The organism is Paenibacillus tepidiphilus (assembly GCF_008635795.1).
Lineage (GTDB): Bacteria > Bacillota > Bacilli > Paenibacillales > Paenibacillaceae > Paenibacillus_AQ > Paenibacillus_AQ tepidiphilus.
Window position 1 is genome coordinate 1 of sequence record NZ_VWRQ01000015.1, and the last position, 26864, is coordinate 26864.

25 protein-coding genes and 1 rRNA gene are annotated in these 26864 nt (G+C 49.4%); 16 read left to right on the plus strand and 10 right to left on the minus strand.

Features of this window, described 5'->3' with window-relative positions; all coding sequences use genetic code 11:
• From F1379_RS18630 to gyrA, 3 genes are all read right to left on the minus strand, one after another.
• A 16S ribosomal RNA gene (locus F1379_RS18630) occupies positions 1-373 on the minus strand; the annotation flags it as partial.
• Between the two features lie 400 nt (positions 374-773).
• Positions 774-1874, minus strand: a complete 1101-nt coding sequence (locus tag F1379_RS18635) for an HD-GYP domain-containing protein (RefSeq protein ID WP_150272591.1) — start codon at positions 1872-1874, stop codon at positions 774-776.
• A 189-nt stretch (positions 1875-2063) separates the two neighbouring features.
• Entirely contained in the window at positions 2064-4610 is a 2547-nt protein-coding gene (gyrA, locus tag F1379_RS18640; protein ID WP_150272593.1) for a DNA gyrase subunit A, read from the minus strand.
• Positions 4611-4917: 307 nt separating this feature from the next.
• Here gyrA and F1379_RS18645 point away from each other — a divergent pair, with 307 nt between their 5' ends.
• Positions 4918-5799: a YheC/YheD family protein gene (locus tag F1379_RS18645; RefSeq protein WP_150272595.1), complete on the plus strand. Its 882-nt coding sequence runs from the start codon at positions 4918-4920 to the stop codon at positions 5797-5799.
• Between the two features lie 86 nt (positions 5800-5885).
• On the opposite strand, the gene gyrB is transcribed toward F1379_RS18645, so the two are convergent.
• From gyrB to dnaA, 6 genes are all read right to left on the minus strand, one after another.
• Positions 5886-7790, minus strand: coding sequence for a DNA topoisomerase (ATP-hydrolyzing) subunit B (gyrB, locus tag F1379_RS18650; protein WP_203457130.1), 1905 nt, complete (start codon positions 7788-7790; stop codon positions 5886-5888).
• Positions 7791-7843: 53 nt separating this feature from the next.
• Complete coding sequence (gene remB, locus F1379_RS18655; RefSeq protein WP_150272599.1) at positions 7844-8092, minus strand: extracellular matrix regulator RemB; 249 nt, start codon at positions 8090-8092, stop codon at positions 7844-7846.
• 16 nt (positions 8093-8108) lie between these two features.
• Positions 8109-9227: a DNA replication/repair protein RecF gene (gene recF / locus F1379_RS18660; RefSeq protein WP_150272601.1), complete on the minus strand. Its 1119-nt coding sequence runs from the start codon at positions 9225-9227 to the stop codon at positions 8109-8111.
• A gap of 23 nt (positions 9228-9250) precedes the next feature.
• Positions 9251-9478, minus strand: coding sequence for a S4 domain-containing protein YaaA (gene yaaA, locus F1379_RS18665; RefSeq protein ID WP_150272603.1), 228 nt, complete (start codon positions 9476-9478; stop codon positions 9251-9253).
• Positions 9479-9534: 56 nt separating this feature from the next.
• Positions 9535-10677: a DNA polymerase III subunit beta gene (gene dnaN, locus F1379_RS18670; protein ID WP_150272605.1), complete on the minus strand. Its 1143-nt coding sequence runs from the start codon at positions 10675-10677 to the stop codon at positions 9535-9537.
• A gap of 195 nt (positions 10678-10872) precedes the next feature.
• Entirely contained in the window at positions 10873-12219 is a 1347-nt protein-coding gene (gene dnaA / locus F1379_RS18675) for a chromosomal replication initiator protein DnaA (protein ID WP_150272607.1), read from the minus strand.
• 672 nt (positions 12220-12891) lie between these two features.
• On the opposite strand from dnaA, the gene rpmH reads away from it, so the two are divergent.
• From rpmH to F1379_RS18735, 12 genes are all read left to right on the plus strand, one after another.
• Complete coding sequence (gene rpmH / locus F1379_RS18680) at positions 12892-13026, plus strand: 50S ribosomal protein L34 (RefSeq protein ID WP_019914530.1); 135 nt, start codon at positions 12892-12894, stop codon at positions 13024-13026.
• 367 nt (positions 13027-13393) lie between these two features.
• Positions 13394-13744: a ribonuclease P protein component gene (gene rnpA, locus F1379_RS18685; protein WP_150272609.1), complete on the plus strand. Its 351-nt coding sequence runs from the start codon at positions 13394-13396 to the stop codon at positions 13742-13744.
• Between the two features lie 86 nt (positions 13745-13830).
• Positions 13831-14781: a YidC/Oxa1 family membrane protein insertase gene (locus F1379_RS18690; protein WP_150272610.1), complete on the plus strand. Its 951-nt coding sequence runs from the start codon at positions 13831-13833 to the stop codon at positions 14779-14781.
• The gene (jag, locus tag F1379_RS18695) at positions 14778-15512 is read left to right on the plus strand and encodes an RNA-binding cell elongation regulator Jag/EloR (RefSeq protein ID WP_150272612.1); all 735 of its coding nucleotides are present in this window, start codon (positions 14778-14780) and stop codon (positions 15510-15512) included. Before F1379_RS18690 ends, jag begins: the two co-directional genes overlap by 4 nt.
• A gap of 94 nt (positions 15513-15606) precedes the next feature.
• Positions 15607-16983, plus strand: coding sequence for a tRNA uridine-5-carboxymethylaminomethyl(34) synthesis GTPase MnmE (gene mnmE, locus F1379_RS18700; RefSeq protein WP_150272614.1), 1377 nt, complete (start codon positions 15607-15609; stop codon positions 16981-16983).
• A gap of 87 nt (positions 16984-17070) precedes the next feature.
• Entirely contained in the window at positions 17071-18957 is a 1887-nt protein-coding gene (mnmG, locus tag F1379_RS18705) for a tRNA uridine-5-carboxymethylaminomethyl(34) synthesis enzyme MnmG (protein WP_150272617.1), read from the plus strand.
• Positions 18958-18960: 3 nt separating this feature from the next.
• Positions 18961-19683 (plus strand): 16S rRNA (guanine(527)-N(7))-methyltransferase RsmG, encoded by a 723-nt coding sequence (rsmG, locus tag F1379_RS18710; protein ID WP_150272619.1) that lies wholly within the window; start codon positions 18961-18963, stop codon positions 19681-19683.
• A gap of 409 nt (positions 19684-20092) precedes the next feature.
• Entirely contained in the window at positions 20093-20908 is an 816-nt protein-coding gene (gene noc, locus F1379_RS18715) for a nucleoid occlusion protein (protein WP_150272621.1), read from the plus strand.
• 197 nt (positions 20909-21105) lie between these two features.
• The gene (locus tag F1379_RS18720; protein ID WP_150272623.1) at positions 21106-21867 is read left to right on the plus strand and encodes a ParA family protein; all 762 of its coding nucleotides are present in this window, start codon (positions 21106-21108) and stop codon (positions 21865-21867) included.
• On the plus strand, positions 21860-22702 hold the full coding sequence (locus tag F1379_RS18725) for a ParB/RepB/Spo0J family partition protein (protein WP_150272625.1): 843 nt from the start codon (positions 21860-21862) through the stop codon (positions 22700-22702). The genes F1379_RS18720 and F1379_RS18725 overlap by 8 nt, the downstream gene beginning before the upstream one ends.
• Positions 22703-22846: 144 nt before the next feature.
• Entirely contained in the window at positions 22847-24016 is a 1170-nt protein-coding gene (locus F1379_RS18730; RefSeq protein ID WP_150272903.1) for an aminotransferase class V-fold PLP-dependent enzyme, read from the plus strand.
• A 15-nt stretch (positions 24017-24031) separates the two neighbouring features.
• Positions 24032-24532: a DUF4446 family protein gene (locus F1379_RS18735; protein WP_150272627.1), complete on the plus strand. Its 501-nt coding sequence runs from the start codon at positions 24032-24034 to the stop codon at positions 24530-24532.
• Here F1379_RS18735 and yyaC read toward each other — a convergent pair.
• Positions 24504-25112: a spore protease YyaC gene (gene yyaC, locus F1379_RS18740; protein WP_150272629.1), complete on the minus strand. Its 609-nt coding sequence runs from the start codon at positions 25110-25112 to the stop codon at positions 24504-24506. The genes F1379_RS18735 and yyaC overlap by 29 nt on opposite strands.
• A gap of 196 nt (positions 25113-25308) precedes the next feature.
• Here yyaC and F1379_RS18745 point away from each other — a divergent pair, with 196 nt between their 5' ends.
• Genes F1379_RS18745 through F1379_RS18755 form a run of 3 tightly spaced genes read left to right on the plus strand, consistent with a single transcriptional unit; the run spans position 25309 to position 26839 of the window.
• Positions 25309-25581 carry a putative Se/S carrier protein gene (locus F1379_RS18745; RefSeq protein WP_150272632.1) on the plus strand — a complete coding sequence of 91 codons (273 nt, stop codon included), beginning with the start codon at positions 25309-25311 and terminating at the stop codon, positions 25579-25581.
• Complete coding sequence (locus F1379_RS18750) at positions 25578-26624, plus strand: mechanosensitive ion channel family protein (protein ID WP_150272634.1); 1047 nt, start codon at positions 25578-25580, stop codon at positions 26622-26624. Before F1379_RS18745 ends, F1379_RS18750 begins: the two co-directional genes overlap by 4 nt.
• Complete coding sequence (locus F1379_RS18755; protein WP_150272636.1) at positions 26624-26839, plus strand: DUF951 domain-containing protein; 216 nt, start codon at positions 26624-26626, stop codon at positions 26837-26839. The genes F1379_RS18750 and F1379_RS18755 overlap by 1 nt, the downstream gene beginning before the upstream one ends.
• Positions 26840-26864 lie beyond the last annotated feature (25 nt).

Sequence of the window (26864 nt, forward strand, 5' to 3'; positions counted from 1 at the left end):
TCCCTACTGCTGCCTCCCGTAGGAGTCTGGGCCGTGTCTCAGTCCCAGTGTGGCCGTTCACCCTCTCAGGTCGGCTACGCATCGTCGCCTTGGTGGGCCGTTACCCCACCAACTAGCTAATGCGCCGCAGGCCCATCCCTTAGTGACAGATTGCTCCGCCTTTCATTCTTCCGCCATGCAGCCAAAGAAATTATCCGGTATTAGCTACCGTTTCCGGTAGTTATCCCAGTCCAAGGGGCAGGTTGCCTACGTGTTACTCACCCGTCCGCCGCTAAGTTAATCAGGAGCAAGCTCCTTCATAACTCCGCTCGACTTGCATGTATTAGGCACGCCGCCAGCGTTCGTCCTGAGCCAGGATCAAACTCTCCAATAAGGTTGTCCCGAATCGGCGTTAACCGTTCAGAACTTTATCGAATAAGCTGATAGCTCATTTTGAAACTGACGAGAATAAATTCTCATTTTGGAATCACCGAAGTGATTTCCGATACTCACTCGTTGTTCAGTTTTCAAAGATCAACATTGTTGCGTTCGATCAATTTCTTATCACCAGCAACTCTTATACTATATCATATCCAACCGATCATTGCAAGCTCTTTTTTAATTTCTTATTTCGAGCAATTATTTGATCTTTCTTGGCCGGAATTAGAATATACCATGTATACAGAATCATTGCAAGTATTTTTTTGAATAAATTATAAAAGCCGTGCTTCCTGCTTTACCTATCTTATTGGGGCAAACAGGTCTCACGGCTAAATCATATAGTATGGACTACCCTAAGCAATAATCTCCATGATGTATAACTCCCGCTCCAGCATCAGATTCACAATTTGCCCCTCAACTTGCACCATAGGCCGGGTCGGGTTACTGCGGTCTGTAAAAATAATCTCACCATGGCGTCCGTCGCTCAGACGAATCCGGGTTCCGTTGTAGAGATCTGTAGTCTTCTGGATGAAGGTCTGCACAATGACCGGGTCGAGCTTACCGAAGCTCTCCTTCTGCAGCTGCTCTAATACCAGATAAGGGGACTGTGCTCTTCTGTAGGCCTTTTCCAGTGTCATGGCGTGAAAAATATCGGCTACCGCGACAATCTTCGCATAGAAATGAATCTGGCTGCCTTCCAGACGCAGCGGATAGCCTGTGCCGTCAATCTTTTCATGATGCTGCAGTGCCGATAACCGGACGCCCTCATTGATGGCTGTTACGTTACGCAGTAATTGGTATCCGTATGTGGTGTGCCGCCGAACCTCATCCAGCTCAGAGGAGGTCAGCGGTGTGGGCTTCTGCAATAATGCGGAATCTACCTTCACATTTCCGATATCATGCAGCAGACCGGCAAAGGCCGCCTGCATCCAATCTTTTTGGGGATGGCCGCACCACTGGGCAATTCTATAGGAGGTTAGTGCCGATAATACGGCATTATGATAGTTATAATCCTGATCTGCGATCACCCGCGGGGTGAACTTCAGTACATGGTAATCCTTTAGCTGACCTATTAACGCTTCAAGCTGCCCTCTCAACTCCAGAATTGGCAGCGGAGCCGCGGCGGCAGACTGGTATATTTTCTTGATCAGCAGCAGCATTTTCTCGTACTCGTCATGAAGCGAAGATACACTCCTTGACAGCAGTGCTTCATTGATGGTGGCACCGGGCTTTACTGCAGGCTGTTTGGCAACCGGCTTAACCGGCTCAGCCGGCTTGTTGTCCCCTTGTGCGCCTTCAATCTCCACCTGCTGGATCAGGAAGGCCTGCATAATTTCAATATCGCGCGGCAGCACTATTTTACCTTTGGTGAATAGCGTTCCGCCCAGCGGGGTAATCACATCCTGAATAATCTTTGAACCTAATTTAATTTCTGCTACGGATACACTTGGCATACATTCAGCCCCTCTACTTCATGACACGGTGTTGAAACCAATCTGCTTAATATGAATGCTTTAATTATAGTATGGAAGGCTCTAAGCGACTAGATAGCGCGGCGGTCCGACTGAACTTTATTTTTGGTCCTGATTGGCGAATAAAAAAGCACAGATTTCGCCTGAACGAAACCTGTGCTGTATATCTGCTTACTCCAAATTATCTTCCGTGCTATCTTCACTTTGTTCTGGAGCCGTTTCCGATGTTGTTTCCGCAGCCGATTCCCCGGCTTCCTCATTGCCCGCCATTTCCAGGCTCTCTTCCGGGAGCTCTTCTTCCTTATCGGCCCGGCAAAGGGTGGCCACAGCGTCATCCTCGCGGATATTGATCAGTCTAACACCCTGCGCATAACGGCCCATCGTGGATATTCCGTCCATGCTGGTGCGGATCAGCGTTCCGCTTGTGGTAATAATCATTAAATCCTCATCATCCTTAACGACCTTCAGGCCGACGACAAGGCCGTTCTTCTCCGTAAGATTGATTGTCTTGATTCCCTTGCCGCCCCGGGTCTGAGAGCGGTAATCCGCAGCAGGTGTACGCTTCCCGTAGCCTTTGGCAGTAACAATCAGGACGTCAAGTTCCTTGTCCACGCAGTCCATGCCGATGACATGGTCATCATCGTCCAGCGTAATGCCCTTAACGCCTGTGGCGCTGCGGCCCATCGAACGGACATCCGTCTCCGAGAAGGTAATGGACATTCCCTTGGCTGTACCGATAATCAGGTTCTGCTCTCCATCGGTCAGCTTAACCTCAATCAATGAATCTTCCTCACGCAGATGTATGGCAATCAGACCGCCCTTGCGGATGTTGGAGTAGTCTTCAAGCGGAGTCTTCTTCACAATGCCTTCACGCGTTGCAAAGAACAGATATTTGTCGCTGTCCGCTTCCTCCACCTGAATAACGGCACTGATCTTCTCACCCTGTTCGATCTGGATCAGGTTGATAATCGGCGTTCCCCGGGCAATTCGGCTGAGCTCCGGAATCTCATACGCTTTGATCCGGTACACCTTGCCCTTATCGGTAAAGAACATAAGGTAATTATGGGAGTTGCTGACGAACAGATGCTCCACAAAGTCCTCATCTTTGGTATCCATCCCGATGACGCCGCGTCCGCCGCGCTTCTGGCTGCGGTAAGTGTTAACCGGCAAACGTTTGATGTAACCCGTATGCGTAACGGTTATAACTACCTCTTCACGCGGAATAAGGTCTTCATCGAGAATGCTCTCTTCGCCGACGGTAATCTCCGTACGACGTTCATCGCCGTATTTGTCGCGGATCTCCTGCAGCTCATCGTTGATGATCTCCAGTACCAGATGTTCGTTGGCCAGAATTTCCTTATACTCGGCAATTTTACCCATCAGCTCATTATATTCATTCTCGATCTTCTCGCGTTCCAGGCCGGTCAGGCGCTGCATCCGCATGTCGAGGATAGCCTGGGACTGTTCCAAGCTGAGATGGAATCGTTCCATTAAGCCTTCGCGTGCAATTTCAGTCGTGCGCGATGCCCGGATCAGGGCGATCACTTCGTCCAGATTGTCGAGCGCGATCCGCAGACCTTCCAGAATGTGTGCCCGTGCTTCGGCCTTCTTCAGATCAAAGATGGTCCGCCGCCGGATGACCTCAATCTGATGCTGTAAATAATGGTACAGTATATCGCGAAGATTAAGCACTTTCGGTTCATTATTAACAATAGCCAGCATGTTAATCCCGAACGTCGATTGCATCGCTGTATGCTTGTACAGATTGTTAAGCAGGACGCTTGGATTGACATCACGCCGCATTTCAATGACGATGCGCATACCGTTGCGGTCGGACTCGTCACGCAGGTCAGTAATGCCCTCAATACGCTTCTCCCGAACCAGCTCAGCGATCTTCTCGATCAGTCTGGCCTTATTGACCTGATAAGGAAGTTCATGCACAATGATGCGTGCCTTCCCGTTGTTGTCCTCAATGTCTGCTTTGGCACGCATGGTAACTGCCCCACGGCCCGTGCGGTAAGCTTGCCGGATGCCTTCACGTCCAAGGATATAACCTGCTGTCGGGAAGTCCGGTCCCTTAATATATTCCATCAATTCCATCGGGGTAATGTCAGGATTCTTGATCATCGCCTGTACGCCCTCGATCACTTCACCGAGGTTATGGGGCGGAATATTCGTAGCCATACCCACCGCGATCCCGGATACCCCATTGACGAGGAGGTTTGGAAAGCGGGCCGGCAACACGGCAGGCTCATGCTCCTCACCGTCATAGTTAGGCACGAAATCAACGGTATCTTTGTTCAGATCGCGCAGCATCTCGCCGGCGATTTTGGACAACCGGGCTTCGGTGTAACGCATGGCCGCAGCCATATCGCCGTCAATCGATCCAAAGTTGCCGTGTCCGTCTACAAGCATATATCGCATGGAGAAATCCTGCGCCATCCGTACCATCGTTTCATAAACCGCAGAATCACCATGAGGATGGTACTTACCAATGACCTCACCCACGATTCTTGCCGATTTCTTGTGAGGTTTATCCGAGAACATGCCTAGTTCCGACATTGCAAACATAATGCGTCGGTGAACAGGCTTCATTCCGTCCCGCACATCCGGTAAAGCCCGGCTGACAATAATGCTCATGGCGTAATCCATAAAGGATTCACGCATCTCCACACCAATGTCCCGATCTTTAATTTGCGGGTTATTTTGTTCAGCCATGAATTGCTGGACCTCCTTCAGTTAAAAACCGCTACCCTTAATTATATTACTTTCACAAAAACTGCACAATTAAACACGCTAGCTTCTGTGTGTCGATTGAATTTCTTTTTCGTCAGATAAGGGTATACGCCCTTTCCGCCAATGCGCATGGCACATAGACTATACAGACAAAAAGAGTAGTGATATGGCCCTGTTACAGTCAACAAAGACGTAACCCCATATCCTTATATTATACCATTGTTTAGCTTGCTTGTCCTGACATTTCAGCTTAGGTTTAACAGCCCGGCAACATTGAAGGAGGTACCTCATGAAGATTCAACGGGTGTCCAGTAAATGGGCCAAAACCAAAGTCATTCTGCAGAACCGCCTTCTGGCAGCCTACATTCCGGATACGCGAAAATACAGTCAGACATCCCTTCGGGAACTGCTTGAATTATACGAGACGGTATACATTAAGCCAGACAGGGGCACTTATGGAATCGGGGTCATGCGTGCCCAGCGGCGGCTGGTCAATCTGGAACCAAGCGGTCAGCAGTTGCTCTCCCCCTTAGCTCAATCAGAAGTTTATGAGGCGGCAGAACGCGTGGAGCCGAAACTCATGTACGTTCTGCGCTATGGTCTGGAGGCGGAAGCATTCACCAGTCTGGAGGAACTTCATGCCGCCATTATGCCCAAGCTGGGCAGGCGTACCTATCTGATTCAGCAAGGAATCGATCTGCTTCGCTACGAGGACCGGCCGTTTGATCTGCGGGTGCTCACGCAGCAGACTCCGGGCGGTGCCTGGGAAACGACCGGAATGCTGGGCAGATTGGCCGCACCGCAGAAGATTGTTACTAACTACCATAATGGCGGGAGTATTCATCAGGTAAAAACGCTGTTTAAGCCTCATATGTCTAAGCTGGAGATGCAAAATACGCTGCAGGAGCTGAAAGACTTGGGGGTTAAGATTGGCGCCCAGCTGCAAACCGCCTATCCGGGCATCAAGGAAATCGGCCTTGATGTGGCGCTTGATCAGCACCATGATCTGTGGCTGCTTGAGGTGAACACCTTGCCTGCGGTAATGGTGTTCAAGACGTTTCCGAACAAGGAGATTTACCGGCGGATTTACCGGTATGCCGTAGCCTACGGGCGTTTCCGGAAAGCACATTCCGCCCCGTCACGCAGCCGAAGGGCAGCTTCCAAACGCTAGTCAACCGCAAAAAGAACCTCCGGCTCACTATTAGCAGAACATAGGAGCGGAGGTTCTTCTTTCTATCGAATCTAAACTTATTAAGATTAAATATCCAGGTTGCGCACCGTTTGAGCATGCTCCTGAATAAAGTCGCGCCGCGGCTCGACATTGTCGCCCATGAGTGTGTCAAAGATGGCGTCGGCCAGAATGGCGTCTTCAATCGTCACCTGCAGCATACTGCGGCTCTCAGGGTCCATCGTTGTATCCCAGAGCTGAGTCGCGTTCATCTCTCCAAGGCCTTTGTAGCGCTGAACGTTGACCTTGGCGCCTTCACCGTAGGTGGCAATGATATCATCGCGTTCCTTCTCGGTTTGTGCATAGCGGATCACCTTGTTGCGCTCAATCTTGAACAGCGGCGGCTGAGCAATGTAGACAAATCCGGCATCGATAATCTTCCGCATGTAGCGGTAGAAGAAGGTTAACAGCAAGGTGCGGATATGAGCGCCGTCTACGTCGGCGTCGGTCATAATGACCACCTTGTGGTAACGGGCTTTGGCAATATCGAAATCATCGCCGATACCGGTGCCGAGAGCCGTGATAATCGCCCGGATTTCAGCATTGGACAATATGCGGTCCAGACGTGCCTTCTCAACGTTGAGGATCTTACCGCGCAGCGGAAGGATAGCCTGGAAGTGCCGGTCCCGTCCCTGCTTGGCCGATCCGCCTGCAGAGTCACCTTCGACAATGAACAGCTCACTGATGGAAGCATCCTTGGAGGAGCAGTCTGCCAGCTTGCCGGGCAGCGCACTGACTTCCAGGGCACTCTTGCGGCGGGTCAGCTCACGGGCCTTACGGGCCGCTTCACGTGCTCTGGAGGCCTGCAGGGCTTTATCCAGCACTTTGCGGGATACGGACGGGTTCTCATCCAGGAACTCCTGCAGCTTCTCACCGAACAAGGACTCCACAATTCCGCGCACTTCACTGTTCCCCAGCTTGGTCTTGGTCTGGCCTTCGAACTGCGGCTCAGGAATCTTGACCGAGATAATAGCCGTCAGGCCTTCACGCACATCGTCACCGGTCAGATTGGAGTTGCTGTCCTTGATTACGCCGGTCTTGCGTGCATAATCGTTAATAATTCGCGTCAGCGCGCTCTTGAAGCCGGATTCGTGCGTGCCGCCTTCGTGCGTGTTGATATTATTGGCGAAAGAATAAATGTTCTCTGTATAAGAATCGTTATATTGTAAAGCGACCTCCACCTGGATCATATCCCGTGCGCCTTCCACGTAGATCGGTTCCTCATGCAGCGCTTCTTTTTTCTCGTTCAGATATTTCACGTATTCCACAATACCGCCGTCGTACCGGAAGGTGTTCGAGGCACCGGTCCGTTCGTCGAGAAGCGAAAGCTCAATTCCCTTGTTAAGGAACGCCAGCTCGCGGATACGGGTAAGCAGCGTAGTATAGTCATAGACTGTGGTTTCGGTGAAAATCTCCGGATCGGGGTGGAATTTCGTAGTGGTACCCGTCTCCTCTGAATCCCCGATAATCTGAATATCATATTGCGGTGCACCGCGTCTATATTCCTGCCGGTATACATGTCCGTCACGTTTGACGGTGACTTCCACACGCTCCGACAAGGCGTTAACGACCGAAATCCCTACACCGTGAAGACCGCCGGATACTTTGTACCCGCCGCCGCCGAATTTACCGCCTGCATGAAGAACGGTCATGACGACTTCCAGCGTCGATTTCTTCAGCTTTACGTTCTCGCCGACAGGAATACCCCGCCCGTTATCGATAACCGTAATGCTGTTATCCTCATGAATAATCACTTGGATCCGGTCGCAGAAGCCCGCGAGCGCTTCATCGATACTGTTATCGACAACCTCCCAAACCAGATGATGCAGGCCTTTGGCGCTGGTAGAGCCAATGTACATACCGGGACGTTTCCGGACAGCCTCCAGCCCTTCGAGCACCTGAATCTGGCTTTCATCATATGTCGGTTGATTCATTGACAATGCCTTCACCTACTTCTTTCTGATGATCTCTTGAAACACACACAATCTTATAATTCCAGCAGCGTTCTGGCTCTTTTCTGGAGAGTGGAGGAGGAAATAGGGGAATAATAGACCGTATTCTTCGTGACGATAATAGACTTCGCTTCTTCATCGCCAATGCGTTCCAGACGTTTGTCCTGCTGGGAATGAACCATAAACTGCTTGGACACCTTGGAAGATTTCTCGATCGAGATGTCAAAAATCGCAATCAGCTCCGAGGATCGGATAACCTTCTCCCCGCCCAAATGAATATACATGATCTGCCTCCGCTCTCTAATGCTCCACTTCGCCACTCTTCACGTGATACAGGTTCGAGCCTTTTAGCTTATCTGTGTTTAAACCCTCCACACCGGTAGCAGTGATAAAGGTCTGTACTTTGCTTTGAAACGTCTCGATCAGTTGGGTCTGGCGGAAAGGGTCCAGCTCCGAGAGCACATCGTCCAGCAGCAGCACCGGATACTCTCCGATCTCCTCGTGAATCAGCTCAATCTCGGCCAATTTCAGCGATAAGGCCGTAGTGCGCTGCTGTCCCTGGGAACCGTATACCTGCGCTTCTCTGCCGTTGATAAAAAAGGACAGGTCATCCCGGTGGGGGCCCGTCAGCGTCATACCGCGCCTGATTTCCTGTTCTCTCGTTTGTGATAACTTTAACATAAATTTGTCTAATAAGACAGCTTCATCTTCCGTATCACGATCTCCAAAAGAAGGCACGTAATGCAGTTTCAGCTCTTCTCCGCCGCTTGTTATGCTGCGGTGAATGTCTTCCGCCCACTTCTGCAGCTTTTTTATGAATTGTTTCCTCTTTTGGACAATTTTAACACCATGCTCCGCAAGTTGAATATCCCAGATCTCGAGCAGATCCTTGGCCGACCCTTCTTTACCCCACAGCTGCTTCAGCAGATTGCCCCGCTGGAGCAGTACCTTCTGGTATTGCTGCAGATGAAAAAGATAGCTTGGCTGGACCTGTCCGATTTCCATATCAAGAAAGCGCCGCCGGATTCCGGGGGTGCCTTTAACGATCTCCAGATCCTCGGGGGCAAACATCACGACATTGAGCGAGCCGATAAATTCGCTGAGCCGGCGCTGCTCCAGTCCATTAATCTTGGCCTTCTTGCCCTGTGCCGACAAGATCAATTCCAGCTTCAAATTCCCGTATTTACGCTCCACTTCGCAAGCAATATGCGCGGAGCCCCCTGGCGCCTCGAACGCAATCAATTCCCGGTCTTTGGATGTACGGTGGCTCTTGGTCATAGCCAGAACATACAGGGCCTCCATCAGGTTCGTTTTGCCCTGGGCATTCTGACCGAGGATCAGGTTGACATCGCCCAGATTCTCCAGACGCAGCAGTCCGTAGTTCCGGTAATACTGCAGACCGATATTTTTAACAAACACGAAACCCTGCCTCCCCGAGTGGTCTACTCTTCAGTTCCGCCGCCTTCGACGACGAAAGCGCCTTGATCCTGAACCTCTATTGTATCACCCGGATACAGCTTTCGGCCACGCCGATCTTCCTGTTCCCCGTTTACACGCACATGTCCTTCTTGCAGCAGCGCTTTGGCCATACCGCCTGTGGATACACAATCCGCGAGCTTCAGAAACGAGTCCAGCTTAATATATCCACTGTGGATAAGTATTTTTTTCATGAGAAATAATCCTTTCCACCGGTTATCCACAAGTCTTCAAACGTATGGATCCGGTGTTAATTGGTTGTACGGTAAGGCAGAATGACATACAGGCTGCGGCTGTCATCAAGCGGCTTCAGGATAATCGGGCTCATCATGCCGGTAAAGGCGATCAGCAGCTGCTCGCTTTCCACCACTTTGAGGACATCCAGCATATATTTCGAGTTGAAGGAGATTTTCAGCGGTTCACCTTTGAAATCAATAACTTCCAGTTCTTCACGCACCTTGCCGAGATCGGAGGAGCTTGAGGAAATTTCGACATCGCCATTCTCCAGCGTCTGCATGCGAACAATGTTCGTCTTCTCTTCACGGGACAGAAGATAGGCGCGATCGATGGAATCGGTCAGCTTTTTTGTATCCAAAGTCAGTTCTGTTTTGTAAGCTGTCGGAATAATTCTAGAAGTATCCGGATAAACCCCGTCCAGAATGCGCGAATAGAACAGCACTTTGTCGAGTTTAAACAGTACCTGGTTATCGGCTACGACAATATCCACGAGCATGTTCTGGTCCGGAATGATTTTGCTCAGTTCGTTCAGCGTCTTGCCGGCGATGACGACATTGCTGAAGTTGACATTCTCTGTGCTCTCCAAATGGGCGGCGCGGGTGGCCAGGCGGTGACGGTCGGTGGCGGTGAATTTAAATTCGTTATCATGAAGATTCCACAGAATGCCTGTCAGAATCGGTGTCGTTTCCTGGGTAGAGATCGAGAATGCGGTCTGCTTGATCATATTCTTCAGCAAATCTCCAGGTATCGAAATGGTCTCATTCTCTTCAATGTTCGGGAGTACGGGAAATTCCTCAGGATCAAGGCCGACGATCTGGATCTCGGTGGAACCGGAGGAAATATAGGTTTGAAAGCCTTCTTTGACTTCCATGTGAATTTCTTTGGACGGCAGCTTCTTAATAATTTCAACGAAGAATTTGGCCGGAAGCACCACACTGCCGGGCTGATCCACTTTGACGATGGTCTGGCTGTCATTCTCTGCAGGGATGAAGGATTGGATGGAAATATCCGTGTCGCTTGCAGTCAGGGTTACGCCCTGGTAGCCGACTTCGAATTTGATGCCGGTGAGAATGGGGATGGTCGTGCGGCTGGAAATAGCCTTGGATACATGTCCGATTGCTTCGTTGAGTTCATTTTTAAGAATGCTGATTTTCATGATTTCACTCCTAGCTCGAAAATTGGAAATGGGCACTGCCTGATTCTCTTCTGTCCACGCTTTAGGAAGAAGAATATTTATAGTTATTTAATAGTATTAGTAGTAGGGGCGACGTTTATGTGGATAACTGGGCAAAGCGCATAAAATTAAGCCTACCCACATGTGTATAGATTGTGTATAGGCTTGTTATTCCTTTCAGGAAGGATTTTTAATTTTCTCCGCTAAATTGTTTACCACTTTGTACAGCTCCTGGTCTACCTTAAGGGACTGGGTGATCTTCTCATGCGCATGAATGACTGTCGTATGGTCTCTTCCCCCGAAGGCTTCTCCGATCTTGGGCAGTGAATAGTCGGTCAGCTCGCGGGACAGATACATGGCGATTTGCCGCGGAAAAGCTACGGCCTTAGTCCGCTTGCGCGCCTTAAAGTCCTCCATCCGCAGATTGTAATACTCGCCGACCTTTTGCTGAATATCACCGATCGTAATCATCTTCGGCCGGCTGGACGGAATGATATCCTTCAGCGCTTCGGCAGCCAGATGCGTTGTCACATCCTGGTTCGTCAATGACGAATAGGCGACTACCCGGATTAGCGCGCCTTCAAGCTCGCGGATGTTGGTGTCGATCTGATTGGCAATATACATCATGGCTTCGTTCGGGATATCCAGGTTCTCCGCTTTGGCCTTCTTGCGCAAAATGGCGATCCGCGTCTCCAGATCCGGAGGCTGAATATCGGTAATAAGTCCCCATTCGAACCGGGATCTCAGCCGTTCCTCCAGAGTGGGGATTTCCTTGGGTGGACGGTCACTGGAGATGATGATCTGCTTGCGTTCCTCATGGAGCGCGTTAAACGTATGGAAAAATTCCTCCTGCGTCGATTCCTTGCCGGCCAGGAATTGAATATCGTCAATCAGCAATATGTCAACGTTGCGGTATTTGTTGCGAAAGCTTTCGCCGCGGTTGTCACGGATGGAGTTGATGAATTCATTCGTAAATTTCTCGGACGAGATGTAGATCACCTTATGGTTGGGGTTGTGCTCCAGCACATAGTGTCCAATGGCATGCATCAGATGGGTCTTGCCGAGACCTACGCCGCCGTACAGAAACAGCGGATTATAGGCTTTGGCGGGCGCTTCGGCGACAGCCAGGGAAGCTGCGTGAGCGAAACGGTTGCCGGAACCGATGACGAAAGTGTCGAAGGTGTATTTGGGATTCAGCAGATGGGTCTGCGCCTCTTCGCGCAATACCGCAGGCGAAGCAGCCATTGGCTGTACGACGGGTTCTGCCGGCTTGTTCTCCTCAATGACAAATCTGACGTCGACCTGTTCTCCGGTCACCTCATAAACTGTTGCCCCCACAAGCTTGGTGTAGCGGCTTTCCAGCCATTCGACAGCAAAGGTGGTGGGTGCCGAGATGATCAGGCCCTGCGGACTGAAGCTGATAGCTTTCGTCGCCTTAAACCAGGTATCAAAGCTCGGCTTGCTCAGTTTGGTTTGGATAATTGATAAAATTTGCTGCCATAATTCGGAAGTATGGCTGTCCACAGACTGTCACTCCTTTAAATCTTCCAAATGTGGCGTCAGCCAAGAAGTGGAAATGTCGAAGAAAATGGGTTTGTGCTGCATCTTATCCCCAATATGCAATATAAAGAGACAAAAAAATATGGATAAATTTGATTTGTTCACAACTTTATCCACAGCTTGTTGATAATTTATAGAACAAACAAATCTATTCACATTCAAAAGTAATACCATCATAGCAAAACCACCCTTGTTTTTCAATGAGCCCCGCCATTTTATCCACAAATTCAATCACTTGTGTATAATTCTTAAGCACACCACTACATATTGTTGATAATTTGTTCATGGTTCGACAAGTTCCGGCATGTGGATGATTTTTTTATACACAAGTTGTGCGCAATCGTTGGCAGTCGACTTTATTCTTTAATCACAGGTGGATAACTGCCGAACCCTGTGGATTGCTGTAACCGGCGCAGTGGATTATGGATAATGAGAATTGAAAAGAGGGAGAGGACTGTCTTTTTGAGGTTGACTTTTCGGTGGAAGTTATGGTTAAATATATAAAGGTGTTTTCTGTGAGGATATACCGCGTTTAAATTGATGATAAGAAATGATACTGTCCTTAAATAAAGGGCGGCTTAGTCCGTTTCTGCTAAATATGACAGTAATAAGTTTCCTGTAAGGGAGGTGCAATACATGAGACCAACGTTCAAACCGAATGTAAGCAAACGCAAGAAGGTACATGGTTTCCGCAAAAGAATGAGCACAAAGAACGGCCGTAAAGTGCTGGCAGCCCGCCGCCTGAAAGGCAGAAAAGTTCTGAGTGCGTAAGGTTAGGCCGCTTGGGACCACTGCCGTGGTCCTTTTTTAAAATGAGCACACCCCACTCAGGTGGGGTTCTTTTAGATATATGGAGGAAACGGACCGGCGAACGGATGGTTTCCTTCTATATATAGTGCCCCGGGAACGGACATGCTTCTCCAGTGAGGGAGCGGGCGGCCGTTTCTTCTTGTTGCTAAGCCATTGTATAAGCTCTGCAGAGGATGCCATGCCGCACTTTGCGGAGCTTTTTTACTGTTCTTTTGATCTCAAACGGCGCTCTGGCGCTGCGGTTTACCGCTGTGTTTCATTGCCCATACTATATTAGTAGCAAATTTGCCGGAATGATGAACATCCGGTCTTGGAATAGGAGATTCCCGTGCACAAAAGTTTACGATTACGAAACCGTGCCGACTTCAGCCGCGTATACCGCCATGGGAAGTCATTTGCCAATCACCAATTTGTAGTGTATTGGTTCAGTAGAAAAGAGGTGGAGCGGTTCCGGCTGGGTGTGTCGGTCAGCAAGAAGGTCGGAAATGCCGTTGTACGCAACCGGATGCGGAGGCTCGTGAAGGAGATTATCCGACATCACGAAGACGAGATTGCCGGCGGTCTGGATATGGTATTTATCGTAAGAAAAGGAGCGCTCTCCATGAATTACGCCGAACTCGAGAAAAGTGCGCTTCATGTGCTGCGCAAAGCCAAGCTGCTCAAGGCTTCACGTAAGTGATGCCTCCCGAAGAGGCTTGTTTATTTGTATTCATAATTATGGTATGATTTACGGTGCAATGGAATGTTTAAGAGAGGGGTTTTGAGGTGTCTCTATTGAAGACTAAACGAGGAAAACAGTTTCTCCTCCTCGGGGTATTGGTATTGCTGATTGCTGTTCTATCCGGGTGCGCACCTTCATCAACGGTAACGCATACCACGGAAGATTTGAAGAACGGAGGCTTTTGGCAGAGTAATGTTGTGTACTACTTCGCCATCGCCCTTGATACGTTTGCCAAATGGTTTAACGGACAGTATGGACTAGCCGTCCTTGTTATGGTGATTATCGTGCGTACGCTGATTCTGCCGCTTACCCTCAAACAGGTAAGAAGCTCGCGTGCGATGCAGGCCATTCAGCCGGAGCTCCAGAAGATCCAGAAAAAATATAAAGATCAGCCGGAAAAAGTGCAGCAGGAAACGATGCGTCTCTTCCAGGAGAATAAGGTCAACCCGATGGCCGGCTGTCTGCCGCTGATCGTGCAAATGCCAATCTTTATCGCCCTGTACAATTCAATCTATTATAATCCCGATCTGCGCGAACATTCCTTCTTATGGCTTCAACTGGGTGAGCCGGACAAGATGTTCATCCTTCCGATTCTCGCGGCTGCTACAACTTTCCTGCAGACCCGGATGATGACCAAGATGAATCCGGTGCAGCAGCAGGGGCCTATGCAGTTCATGATGATGGTCTATCCTGTATTGATCTTCATTATGTCCTACAATTTCCCGGCAGCATTGCCGCTGTATTGGTTCTATAGCAATGTGTACACGATTATTCAGAACTACTTCTTGTACCGCAACAATGGTAAAACACCGGTGGTTGTTCAGGGCGTCGATAATGCTAAGGATGTCACTCCTTCCGCCAAGAGCAAGACAAATGCTTCAGCTGTTAAGAACAACAGCGGTAAGCCGGCTAATTCCGGAAAGAACAAATCCGGTGCTTCCGCGGGTAAGGGCAATAACGGCAAAGGGGTAAAGGAGGCCAAAAAGTCAAAATGAGCAAAGTCGTCGCGACAGGGAAAACCATTGAAGCAGCTGTGGAACGGGGACTTCACCAGCTTGGAGTTCAAAAAGACCGGGTCACGGTCGACGTACTTGAACAGCCGTCAAAAGGATTCCTTGGTTTGATCGGTGCAAGGGAGGCCAAGGTGGAGCTCACCTTGATTCCTGAGGCTGCACCGGTATCAGCGGCGAGTGCTCCGTCACTGCCTCAGCAGCCAGCGAACAAGAGCAACCAGGAGGCGGAAGGCGGCGTGCCACGCCAAGATTCGGGACATTCGGTGAGTGAGGCTTATGATGAGGCCGTTCATTTCATCGTGGATGTCGCAAGAACCATGGGACTTACGGTGGAAGTGGAGATCGTTCACACCAAGGAAACAACGATTCTGCAAATATCCGGCCCGGATCTGGGACTCTTGATCGGCCGAAGAGGACAAACGCTTGACGCTTTGCAATATTTGGCCAACATCGTAGCCAACCGGTATTCCGATAGCTTCGTCCGGCTGGTACTTGATGCCGAGAACTTCCGTGAGCGCCGCAAGAAGACGCTGGAAGAGCTGGCCGACCGGCTAGCAGGGCGGGTGATCCGAACCCGCAAAGAGGTCGTGCTGGAGCCGATGTCTCCGCAGGAGCGGAAGATTATTCACTCCAGGCTGCAGGACAACCCGCAGGTAACCACCTCAAGCAAGGGTGAAGAACCCAACCGCCGTGTAGTGATAAGCTTGAAGTAAAGAAACTATATTGCCGCAATGACTCCTTGACCGTGTAAGGAGTCATTGTTTTTTTCAATAGAGAAAAGAAAGGATCAAGGGGGGAACATACTGTATGCTAAGTGATACAATCGCTGCCGTATCGACGGCATTGGGCGAAGGAGGCATCGCCATTATCCGGGTAAGCGGGCCTCAGGCGGTCAGAGAGACAGCCAAGCTGTTTAGAGGCCGTATTCCATTAACTGAAGCAGAGTCGCACACCGTGCATTATGGACATATCATTCAGCCCGAAACCGGCGAACGGATGGAAGAGGTGCTGGTAACGGTGATGAAAGCACCGCGGTCATTTACTACTGAGGATGTAGTGGAGATCAGCGCCCATGGCGGAGTCATATCTGTTAGAAGAGTGATGGACCTGCTGCTTCAGCAGGACATCAGGCTGGCTGAACCGGGTGAGTTTACGAAGCGCGCTTTTTTGAACGGACGGATTGATTTATCTCAGGCAGAAGCGGTGATCGACCTGATCCGCTCGAAGTCGGACCGTGCCTTCTCCGTAGCGTTGAAGCAAGTCAGCGGATCTTTATCGCAGCGGATAGGCGCTTTGCGCCATACCTTAATTGAAACGATGGCTCATATCGAAGTCAATATCGATTATCCGGAGCATGATGTGGAGTCTCTGACCGCAGAGTTTATCAAGGAGAAGAGCCGGGAAGTGATGGAGGGTATCGATAAGCTGCTGAAGACGGCTGGCGAAGGCAAAATTTTGCGCGAAGGCATTACAACTGCCATTGTCGGGCGGCCCAACGTCGGCAAATCCTCGCTGCTTAACGCACTGGCCCGCGATAACAAAGCCATCGTTACCGATATCCCAGGAACCACTCGGGATGTTATCGAAGAATATGTAACGATCAACAATATTCCGTTAAAATTGTTAGATACTGCGGGAATACGCGAAACAATGGATATTGTGGAGAAGATTGGCGTAGAACGTTCCAAGGCTGCTTTCAGTGAGGCGGATCTGATTCTGCTTGTGCTGAATGCCAGTGAAGAGCTGCACGAAGATGAATTGGCGCTAATGGAACAAATCCACGGTAGACAAGCGTTGGTAATCATGAATAAAATGGACTTACCGTCCCGTCTGGATAAAGGACAATTGCTTTCCTATTTTAATGAAGAGAGCATTGTACCCATGTCTGTTCTGGAGGAAGAGGGTCTGGATAAACTGGAGGAGGCCATCTCTGAATTATTCTTCGGAGGCAAGCTTGAAGCGGGTGACTTGACTTATGTAAGCAATGTGCGGCATATCGCTTTGCTTAAGAAAGCGCGCAAGTCGTTACAGGATGCCTATGAAGCAGCGGATATGCTGATTCCAATTGATATGATTCAGATTGATGTGCGTCTGGCCTGGGAACAGCTTGGCGAAATTATCGGCGACACTGCTGCAGATTCGCTGCTGGACCAGATTTTCTCGCAATTCTGCTTAGGCAAATAACAACTCTCCCCGGGTGGAGGGTTGTACACTATAAATTGAGGGGACAGCGTGACGACGGTTGTCCCTCTATTCAGGAGGAATAGATTTATGAGTTATGATGGAGGCAGCTATGACGTTGTTGTCATCGGTGCAGGACATGCCGGCTGTGAAGCTGCCCTGGCAGCAGCGCGGATGGGCTGCCGCACGTTGATGATAACGATTAATCTGGATATGGTGGCGTTTATGCCCTGCAACCCGTCCATCGGCGGACCAGCAAAGGGCCATGTGGTGCGGGAAATTGATGCACTCGGCGGTGAAATGGGCCGAAATATCGATAAGACGTTTATTCAATTGCGGATGCTGAACACAGGTAAAGGTCCGGCTGTACATGCCTTGCGTGCACAAGCAGACAAATTCCTCTATCAGCATACGATGAAGGAAACGATGGAGAAGACCCCAAACCTGACACTTCGTCAAGGGATGGTGGAAGAGTTAATCGTAGAGGACGGCCACGTCGCCGGAGTCATTACCAAGACCGGAACGGCCTACTATAGTAAAACTGTAATTCTGACAACGGGAACGTATCTGCGCGGCAAAGTCATTATGGGTGAGCTGACCTATGAGAGCGGGCCAAACAACCAGCAGCCTTCCGTGAAGCTGTCCGAGAATTTACGTGAGCTGGGCTTTGAGCTGGTTCGATTTAAGACCGGAACACCGCCGCGTGTTCATAAAGACACCATTGATTTCTCGAAAACGGAAATTCAACCGGGCGATGAACAGCCGAAGTTCTTTTCCTATGAAACGAAGTCATCTTCGAATGAACAGCTTCCTTGCTGGCTGACTTACACTTCAGAAGTGACACATCAGATTATTAATGATAACCTGCACCGTGCGCCAATGTTCACCGGTATTATTGAAGGAACAGGACCACGGTACTGTCCTTCGATTGAGGATAAGGTCGTACGCTTCAGCGACAAATCGAAGCATCAGATCTTCCTGGAGCCTGAAGGCAAGAACACTTCGGAGTACTATGTGCAGGGATTGTCGACCAGTCTGCCGGAAGATGTGCAGCTCGCTATTCTCCGTTCGATTCCCGGGATGGAAAAGGTTGAAATGATGCGTAATGGATATGCTATCGAATATGACGCTATGGTACCCACGCAGCTCTGGCCATCTCTGGAGACAAAGCGTCTGCCGGGATTATTTACGGCCGGACAGATCAACGGAACCTCCGGTTATGAGGAAGCGGCAGGACAAGGAATCATGGCCGGCATTAATGCGGCGCGCAAAGTTCAGGGGAAGGAGCCAGTAGTGCTCGACCGTTCCCAGGGCTATATCGGAGTGCTCATTGATGATCTGGTCACCAAGGGCACCAATGAGCCTTACCGACTGCTGACCTCCCGGGCAGAATACAGATTACTGCTGCGTCACGACAATGCAGATTTGCGTTTGACGCCAATCGGGTACGATATTGGTCTGATTACAGAGGAACGGTATACCGCATTCACCGATAAAAAGTCCCGTGTCGAGCGTGAAGTCGCCCGGCTGCAGGAGACTAAGGTGAAACCGCAAGAGGTGAACGAGGCGCTTGCCGCTTACGGCTCCGCACCGATTGTTGACGGCAGCAACCTGCTGACGCTGATGCGCCGTCCAGAGGTGGAATACAGCTTTGTGGAACGAATTTCGCCGTCTGCTGAAGAATTGGATGACGAAATGAAAGAACAGGTTGAAATTCAAATTAAATATGCCGGTTATATTGAGAAGCAGCTGCAGCATGTGGACAAGCTGCAAAAGATGGAGCAAAAGAAGATTCCTGAGGATATCAACTATAATGAGATTCATGGTCTGGCAATGGAAGCCCGGCAAAAGCTGACCAAAATTGCTCCGATCTCGATTGGTCAAGCTTCACGCATTTCAGGAGTGACGCCTGCAGATATTTCAATTCTTCTTGTCTATCTGGAGCACTATAACCGTGTAACGGCAGCGAAAGGATAACCGATGGATCAGATTACGGAAAAGTTCACTACCCTATTGAAGGAGCAAGGGATTCAGCTTACAGAGATACAATTGGCACAATTCGAGCTTTATTATCAGGAGCTGGTTTCCTGGAATGAGAAGATGAATTTAACCGGCATTACAGAGCGGGCACAAGTGTATATGAAGCATTTTTACGATTCCTTGTCGCTTTCCTTCTATTTAAATATGCAAGAGGTTCAGAGTCTGGCGGATATCGGCTCAGGGGCCGGATTTCCCGGTATTCCCCTGAAGATCGCTTTTCCCCATTTAAAGCTGTCCATTGTAGATTCTTTGGCCAAGCGAATCTCGTTTCTGCAGCATATTTGTGATAGCCTGAAATTATCGGATGTAGAGCTGATCCATGGACGGGCAGAGGATATTGCCAGACAGCCAGCCCATCGGGATGCTTATGATGTTGTAACAGCCCGGGCAGTTGCCCGGTTAGCGCTGCTCAATGAATTCTGCCTGCCATTCGTCCGTCAAGGTGGAATGTTCGCAGCTATGAAGGGCAGCGATCCCGTTGAAGAAGTTGCAGAGTCACGAAAGAGTCTCAAGGAGTTACGTGCTACCTTGAACAAGGTGGAGGCTTTCCGGCTGCCTGTGGAGGAATCGGATCGTCACATTGTTCTGATCCACAAAAGCGGCGCTACTCCTGCAAAATATCCACGCAAAGCGGGAATTCCCGCCAAGTCTCCAATCCTCTAATTGTTTCACGTGAAACAATAAACATGGAAACAAATAACACACAGATCAAGCCGCTTATCGCGGACTTGGTCTTTTTTTATAGTAAATGTAAGCTTAGAGCCTAAAAATTAAAGAGATTTCTCTAGAGAATGAGCCAAAACAGGAAAAATAGGTCTAAACGGAGAATAGGATTATTGGCAGAAAAGTGATAGAATAATATAGTAAGACTTTAAAGGAAAATTGGTAATCAGGGAATTACCGGGATATCCGGCTCCTGCTGGATGAAGTGTTGTCATGAAATGGATGCTGCATGTGTATTGAAGACATAAAAAGCATGATATGCTTCTTCCCCGAACCGTACGATCAGCTTTTCACTTGAAGAAGGGTTATTAGTATCGTACTATAATGAAACTAGGTGGTAATGAACGGAATGAAAGAACAATTCACCAAGCTTTTTGGATTTACCGAGCGGAGCAGCGGAGAAGAGATCAAACAAATCCCGGTTCATGAGGTCATCAGCAGTCCTTATCAACCCCGGACGATATTCGATGACGAGAAGATAGACGAGCTCTGTCAGACCATAAAGACCCACGGTGTGATTCAGCCTATAGTCGTGCGCTACCGCGATTCACGTTATGAGATTATTGCCGGTGAGCGCCGGTGGCGTGCTGTGAAGAAGCTGGGGCTGGAGTCTATTCCGGCTATTGTACGTGAATTTAATGATTCACAAGCTGCTTCCATTGCTCTTATTGAAAATCTGCAGCGTGAAGGCTTGACTTCCATTGAAGAAGCCATTGCTTACCAAAAACTTATAGATCTCCATCAATTAACCCAGGAAAGCCTTGCACAACGGCTTGGCAAGAGTCAATCTACAATCGCCAACAAAATCCGGCTGCTGCAGCTTCCTGAAGAGGTGAAGACCGCTTTGATGGAACGCCAAATTACAGAGCGTCACGCCCGTTCCCTGCTGTCGCTGGACACTGTAGAAATGCAATTGAAGGTGCTTGGCGAGATCATTGCCAAAGGCCTTAATGTCAAACAAACGGAAGCGAGAATTGCCTTCTACAAAGCAGCCTCGCAAACGAAAAAGTCGAAACGCATCTCCTACACGAAGGATGTCCGTCTTGCGCTTAACACCATCCGGCAGTCTATAGATATGGTATCCGGATCAGGTATGGATATTAAAACCTCAGAAAATGACCGTGGAGACCATTACGAGATTGTAATTCAGATCCCAAAACGATAAATCGATTCAAAAGCTGAAGGCGGCCCTGAGGTGATTGGCCGCCTTTTCTGTGACCTCCCTCGGCGTATATTGTTTTATGGAAATTGAACAGCAATGTACATAGGTTATTTCATTGTTAATGATCGTTTCCGAGCGGATGCACTGTTACAACTCACGACCGACAAGATGATTCTTTCTAACAATTCGAGGTGAACTAAGTGTCCAAGATTATTGCCATAGCAAATCAAAAAGGTGGTGTCGGAAAAACGACGACCTCTGTCAACCTGGGTGCCGGAATGGCTACTTTGGGGAAACGGGTGCTATTAGTCGACATAGACCCCCAAGGCAACACCACAAGCGGCGTTGGTGTCAATAAAGCTGATGTAGCCAATTGTGTGTACGATATTTTGATCAATGAAGTAAACACGGAAGAAACCATTTTGGAGACGGGAATCGAAGGTCTGCATATTATTCCGGCAACCATACAGTTGGCTGGGGCGGAAATCGAATTGGTCTCCACCATTTCGCGTGAGTTAAAGCTAAAGAAGGCTCTTCATGCCGTGAAGAGCAACTATGACTATATCATTATTGATTGTCCGCCATCGCTCGGGATTCTCACAATTAACTCGCTGACCGCTGCGGATTCGGTAATTATTCCAATTCAATGCGAGTATTACGCGCTTGAGGGGCTCAGTCAGTTACTCAACACAGTCCGGCTCGTACAGAAGAACCTTAATCCGCATTTGAAGATTGAAGGTGTATTGCTGACGATGCTGGATGCCCGGACCAACCTGGGGATTCAAGTTATCGAAGAAGTGAAGAAGTATTTTCAAGAAAAAGTATACCGCACCATTATTCCCCGCAATGTACGGCTTAGCGAAGCGCCTTCGCACGGCCAGTCTATCATAACCTATGATACAAGGTCTAAAGGGGCGGAAGTGTATTTAGAGCTGGCAAAGGAAGTGATCTCCTATGAGTAAACGTTTGGGCAAAGGGCTGGATGCTCTGATTCCTTCGCTCTCCATCAATGAGGATGACAAGGTGGTTGAAATTCCACTGAGTCAATTGCGGGCCAATCCTTACCAACCGCGTAAAAACTTCGATGAGGATGCGATTCATGAACTGGCTGAGTCGATCAGACAGCATGGCATCATACAGCCTATTATCGTCCGCAGCGTACTGAAAGGCTACGAGATTATCGCCGGGGAACGCCGCTTCAGGGCATCGCAATATTGTGGCAAGGCTACCATACCGGCGGTTGTCCGCTCGTTTAGCGACCAGCAGGTAATGGAAATTGCCCTGATCGAGAACCTGCAGCGGGAAAACCTGAATGCAATGGAGATTGCAGTAGCCTATCAAGGGTTGATGGACCAGTTCTCATTGACGCAGGAAGAACTTTCCTTAAAGGTCGGCAAATCAAGATCACATATTGCGAATTTTTTGCGGCTGCTGACCTTGCCAGATGAAGTCAAAGAATATGTTTCACGTGGAACAATTTCGATGGGGCATGCGCGGGCAATTGTTGGTCTTAAAGATGCGGACACTATAAAAGAGCTGGCTAAGCAATGTGTGGAGCAGGAATGGAATGTTCGGCAGCTGGAAGAAATCGTGAAGAACTTGGATCGGAAGCCGGCAAATGCAGCCAAGGTTAAAGCGGTGAAAGTTGACCCTTATATCAATAATGTGGAAGAGACATTGCGGGAACGCTTCAAGACAACGGTGAAAATTAAGCAAGGGAAAGAAAAGGGCAAGATCGAGATAAATTATTACAGTGCTCAGGATCTGGAAAGACTTCTTGAATTGTTGGGGAATTAATCCGGATAGATCGGTATTCGCGAACATACTCTGAGATATCCTGGAAACGGATATGGAGGAGTATGTTTTTTGTAATATGCATATTAGAATACAATAGTAAGGTGTGACGTGAAGGTTGAGAGAGGGGGAGGAAAAGTGGATGAGATACAACCGTTGATTTATTTGGATCATGCCGCAACTTCATGGCCCAAACCTCCGGAGGTAGCTGCAGCAATGTTGGATGCTCTACAGAACTCTGGTGCAAACGCCGGGCGGGGGAATCACTCTCTGGCGGTAGGCACCGGGAGGGTGCTTGTCCGGACAAGAAGTATGCTTGCGGAGTTATTCGGAGTCGCCAACTCCCAGGATATAGCCTTCACTCATAACACAACTATGGGGCTAAATATGGCGATAAAGGGCACACTTCAACCAGGGGATCATGTCATTTCTACAATGACGGAACACAACTCTGTTCGGAGGCCACTGGAATACTTGCGCAATACAATAGGTGTTGAAGTGGATTATTTGCAGGTGGACCAGAAGGGACAAGTGGATTTGCTTGAGTTGGAACGGACGTTTAGACCAAATACACGGATGGTTATATGTAACCATAGCTCGAACCTGCTCGGCAGTATATTGCCGATAGGAGATATCGGCGATATAGCAAAAACCCATGGTGCGCTATTTCTAGTCGATGCTGCCCAAAGTGCAGGTGCGCTTGATATTGATGTGGCGAAAATGAATATTGATCTCCTTGCCTTCCCGGGACACAAAGGTCTGCTCGGTCCCCAAGGCACAGGGGGGTTGTATATTTCACCGGGTCTCGATTTGGAGCCGCTAATGCTGGGAGGAACGGGGAGCCAGTCCGAAAACAGTATGCAGCCCAATGTACGTCCAGACCGTTACGAGGCGGGTACCCAGAATGCGGTGGGGATTGCCGGTCTATTGGCCGGATTGAAGGTCATACGGACAATCGGGACGGAAGTGATTCATCATAAAGAATGGCTGCTGACACAGCGGTTGATGGAGGGTCTAGCAGGTATAAAGGGGCTACGGTTACTCGGACCCGCTCTGGGAGAAGCGAGGACCGGGATTGTATCCTTCGTTATTGAGGGAGAGGACTCGGCGGCTATAGCCCATTATCTGGATCGTGGATGCCATATTGCCGTCCGGGCCGGAATGCACTGTACACCGCTGGCCCATAAATCTGCTGATACGCTGGAAAGCGGAGCAGTCCGTGCCAGTGTAGGAGTTAGCTCGACAGAGTTGGAGATAGAGAGAATGCTGGCTGCAATGAAGGAAAAGTACGGCCAAGCCGGCAGCAGACAAAAATAAAGGATGGTTCAGGCGATGTCGGAATTAAATGAATTGTTTAGTGAACAGTTGGCAGCAGTTCTTATGCTTATGAGTGTGTTGATAATCATTATGCTAATCCTTATCATTGTCCAGGGTGCCAAAATACGCAAGATGCGGCGCAGGTATGAAGCGATGATGGCAGGCAGTGGAGTAGAGGATTTGGAAAGTCTTCTGATTGAGCTGAAGAACCAGGCTGACATGCTGGAAGAAGGGCAACGCGAACAGAAGGCGTATCTTGAAGCTGCACAAGCCAAAATTCGTGGGATGAAATCAAAAGTGGCCATGAAGCGGTATAATGCTTTTGGTGAACGGGGCAATGAAATGAGCTTCTCACTGGCTATCCTCGATGATAACCGTAACGGAGTCGTGCTAACCAGTCTTCATAACCGGGAAAATTCATATATTTACTCCAAGCCCCTCACAGGGGGAGAGTCGCCGTATCCATTGTCCCCGGAGGAAAAAGAGGTTATTGCTCTCGCGTTGCAGCAGAATTAGCATGCAGATTCCATTGCTTCAAGGCGGAGTATAGACTGGCAGCGATAATGTCAGATAAACGCATTACCAGACTCAATCTCGTGTTTTGCAGGACAAAATATTCCATGAATCCGCCGACATTCACGATGCCTGTCAAGTGGATATCGCCGACCGGAGGCAGCTGCTTATTTACACCGGCGCCGGGTCTGAGCGGTCCTTCGACGACCTGAATCGAGCCGACACTGGCCGAATGTCCGAGACAAGCGTCAATGCCGATAATGAACGGGTTCCGGTGCTTGTCTTGAATAAGGCGGAGAGTCTCCTCCAGATTGACAGCATGTACAGGTTCGTCCAATGTACCGTACAAGTGGAACAGATGGCTGTGGAAACGGGCTAATGCCGTGCCTACCAGGGGGCCAAGCGCATCACCTGTGGAACGGTCTGTACCTACACAGACAATAACGATCGGTGTATCCGGGCGGGTACGCGAAAAGTGGAAAAGCAGACGGTGGGTAATCGCCGAGTAAATGTCGGGGTCCTCATGAGATACTTTTAAGCAGGACGGCTCCGGCAGCGGTGTGGCTTTGGAAAAGAGGTTCATACGATCTTCCTTTCTGAAGGGAGAAGTATACTAAAATATCAGGCTATTTTATTTTGCTTTGAAAAAAGCTTATAATCGTGCAAAGACTCTGAAGTGTAAAGGTTCTTTTGCTGATGATCCTAGTATATGGATGAAAAAGAGTTTTTATACTTCACAGTCGAGAGACAGGAAGAGCAGAGCGGAGGGAGGCGAGAAGATGGAGGGTGAATTGCTGATTGCCTTTGATTCTACCCAGCAGGCGCTGCGGGCGGAAATGCTGCTGGAATACGCTGAAATAGAAATAGATATCTTCCCGACTCCCAAGGAAATTACGGCCGGGTGTGCGATGTCGATTGCTTTTGGCCGAAGTGAACTGGGACCGGTCTGTACCATTATTAAAGAGCAAACCATCGAAATTCGCGGGATTTACGGAAGAGCCGGGGAAGACGGCGGATATGCGCTAATCGTGGAACAGGAGGAACTTAAATGAACAAATGGCTGTTAAATGCGGCAGACCCGGATCCAATACAAAGTATGGTAACCTTCAGCGATAAAATCTGGGCCTGGTTCACGGACGCCGACATGTGGGCGAATGTAATGTTTGCCGGAATCCGGATTCTGGTGATCTTTATTCTTACGCGAATTGTAATCAAAATAGTCGGCAGGTTCATTGACCGCTCGATGGAGAGTGAGAGCAAAGGGGGAAGATTACTTTCCAACAACCGCAGAATCACTACTGTCGGCGGCCTGCTGAAGAATGTAGTGACGGTCATTTGTAACTTTATTATGATCATGCTGATTCTCTCTGAGTTTGGGTTCCAGCTAGGACCGCTGCTGGCCAGCGCCAGTGTGGCCGGTTTGGCTATTGGTTTCGGGGCGCAGAGCTTGGTCAAGGATGTCATTACCGGCTTCTTTATCATCTTTGAAGACCAGTTCGCCGTAGGTGATGTGATCCAGATCGGTACTTATAAGGGAACTGTAGAAATGATCGGTCTACGGACCACGAAACTGCTGAGTACGACGGGCGAAGTCCACATTATCCCTAATGGCTCAATCGTTAACATCACCAATTACTCGCTAGCCAATGCGCTGGCGGTTGTGGACGTACCGGTTAAGATGGAGCGGGGTCTGGAGGCAACGCTGGCGCTGATCGGCAATGCGCTGCAGGGTATTGAGGAACGCAATCCGAGCGTCATTGAATATCCGAATATTCTTGGCATTCAGTCCATGAGTACCTCCGAGTTCGTGATCCGTGTTGCGGCCAACTGTCTGCCTAATGGCAGAGAATCGGCCGAACGGCAGATCCAGGCAGATATCAAGCAGGCCCTGGAGCAGCAAAGTGTACTTGAAGCAGCCAAGGCAGAAGCCGCAGCCAAAGAAGAGGCGGAGCGTGCAGCCAAAGAGCAGGCGGAACAAGCAGAACGTTCGGAAGCAGTAGGGCGGGACGGACAGTCAGAGGCACTGCGCCTGATTAAGCAGATTGCTGCAGCATCCGAAACAGGCGGCACAAAGACCCAAAAGGGGGAAGAGTGATGGAACGCAAGGTCTTCGGTCTGGGTGACATTGTGCAGATGAAGAAGCCGCATCCCTGCGGCAGCAATGAGATGGAGATTATCCGAATGGGAATGGATATCCGGATCAAATGCGTCGGCTGCCAGCACAGTGTACTGATTCCCCGGGCTAAATTCGAGAAGAATATGAAGAAGGTGCTGCGTGCTGCCGAAGGCGGTCCAGCGGCAAATATTTAATGCTTGCAAAACTGTAGACACCATG

Excerpts from the sequence above, each read along its gene's own strand:
- F1379_RS18725 (WP_150272625.1), top strand. The coding sequence starts at position 21,860 with ATGAGTAAACGTTTGGGCAAAGGGCTGGATGCTCTGATTCCTTCGCTC.
- yyaC (WP_150272629.1), bottom strand. The coding sequence starts at position 25,112 with ATGAACCTCTTTTCCAAAGCCACACCGCTGCCGGAGCCGTCCTGCTTA.
- jag (WP_150272612.1), top strand. The coding sequence starts at position 14,778 with ATGAGCAAAGTCGTCGCGACAGGGAAAACCATTGAAGCAGCTGTGGAA.
- F1379_RS18750 (WP_150272634.1), top strand. The coding sequence starts at position 25,578 with ATGAACAAATGGCTGTTAAATGCGGCAGACCCGGATCCAATACAAAGT.
- rpmH (WP_019914530.1), top strand. The coding sequence starts at position 12,892 with ATGAGACCAACGTTCAAACCGAATGTAAGCAAACGCAAGAAGGTACAT.
- F1379_RS18635 (WP_150272591.1), bottom strand. The coding sequence starts at position 1,874 with ATGCCAAGTGTATCCGTAGCAGAAATTAAATTAGGTTCAAAGATTATT.
- gyrB (WP_203457130.1), bottom strand. The coding sequence starts at position 7,790 with ATGAATCAACCGACATATGATGAAAGCCAGATTCAGGTGCTCGAAGGG.
- gyrA (WP_150272593.1), bottom strand. The coding sequence starts at position 4,610 with ATGGCTGAACAAAATAACCCGCAAATTAAAGATCGGGACATTGGTGTG.
- F1379_RS18645 (WP_150272595.1), top strand. The coding sequence starts at position 4,918 with ATGAAGATTCAACGGGTGTCCAGTAAATGGGCCAAAACCAAAGTCATT.
- F1379_RS18745 (WP_150272632.1), top strand. The coding sequence starts at position 25,309 with ATGGAGGGTGAATTGCTGATTGCCTTTGATTCTACCCAGCAGGCGCTG.
- yaaA (WP_150272603.1), bottom strand. The coding sequence starts at position 9,478 with ATGAAAAAAATACTTATCCACAGTGGATATATTAAGCTGGACTCGTTT.
- rsmG (WP_150272619.1), top strand. The coding sequence starts at position 18,961 with ATGGATCAGATTACGGAAAAGTTCACTACCCTATTGAAGGAGCAAGGG.
- remB (WP_150272599.1), bottom strand. The coding sequence starts at position 8,092 with ATGTATATTCATTTGGGCGGGGAGAAGGTTATCCGATCCTCGGAGCTG.
- noc (WP_150272621.1), top strand. The coding sequence starts at position 20,093 with ATGAAAGAACAATTCACCAAGCTTTTTGGATTTACCGAGCGGAGCAGC.
- dnaN (WP_150272605.1), bottom strand. The coding sequence starts at position 10,677 with ATGAAAATCAGCATTCTTAAAAATGAACTCAACGAAGCAATCGGACAT.
- F1379_RS18755 (WP_150272636.1), top strand. The coding sequence starts at position 26,624 with ATGGAACGCAAGGTCTTCGGTCTGGGTGACATTGTGCAGATGAAGAAG.
- mnmG (WP_150272617.1), top strand. The coding sequence starts at position 17,071 with ATGAGTTATGATGGAGGCAGCTATGACGTTGTTGTCATCGGTGCAGGA.
- mnmE (WP_150272614.1), top strand. The coding sequence starts at position 15,607 with ATGCTAAGTGATACAATCGCTGCCGTATCGACGGCATTGGGCGAAGGA.
- F1379_RS18735 (WP_150272627.1), top strand. The coding sequence starts at position 24,032 with ATGTCGGAATTAAATGAATTGTTTAGTGAACAGTTGGCAGCAGTTCTT.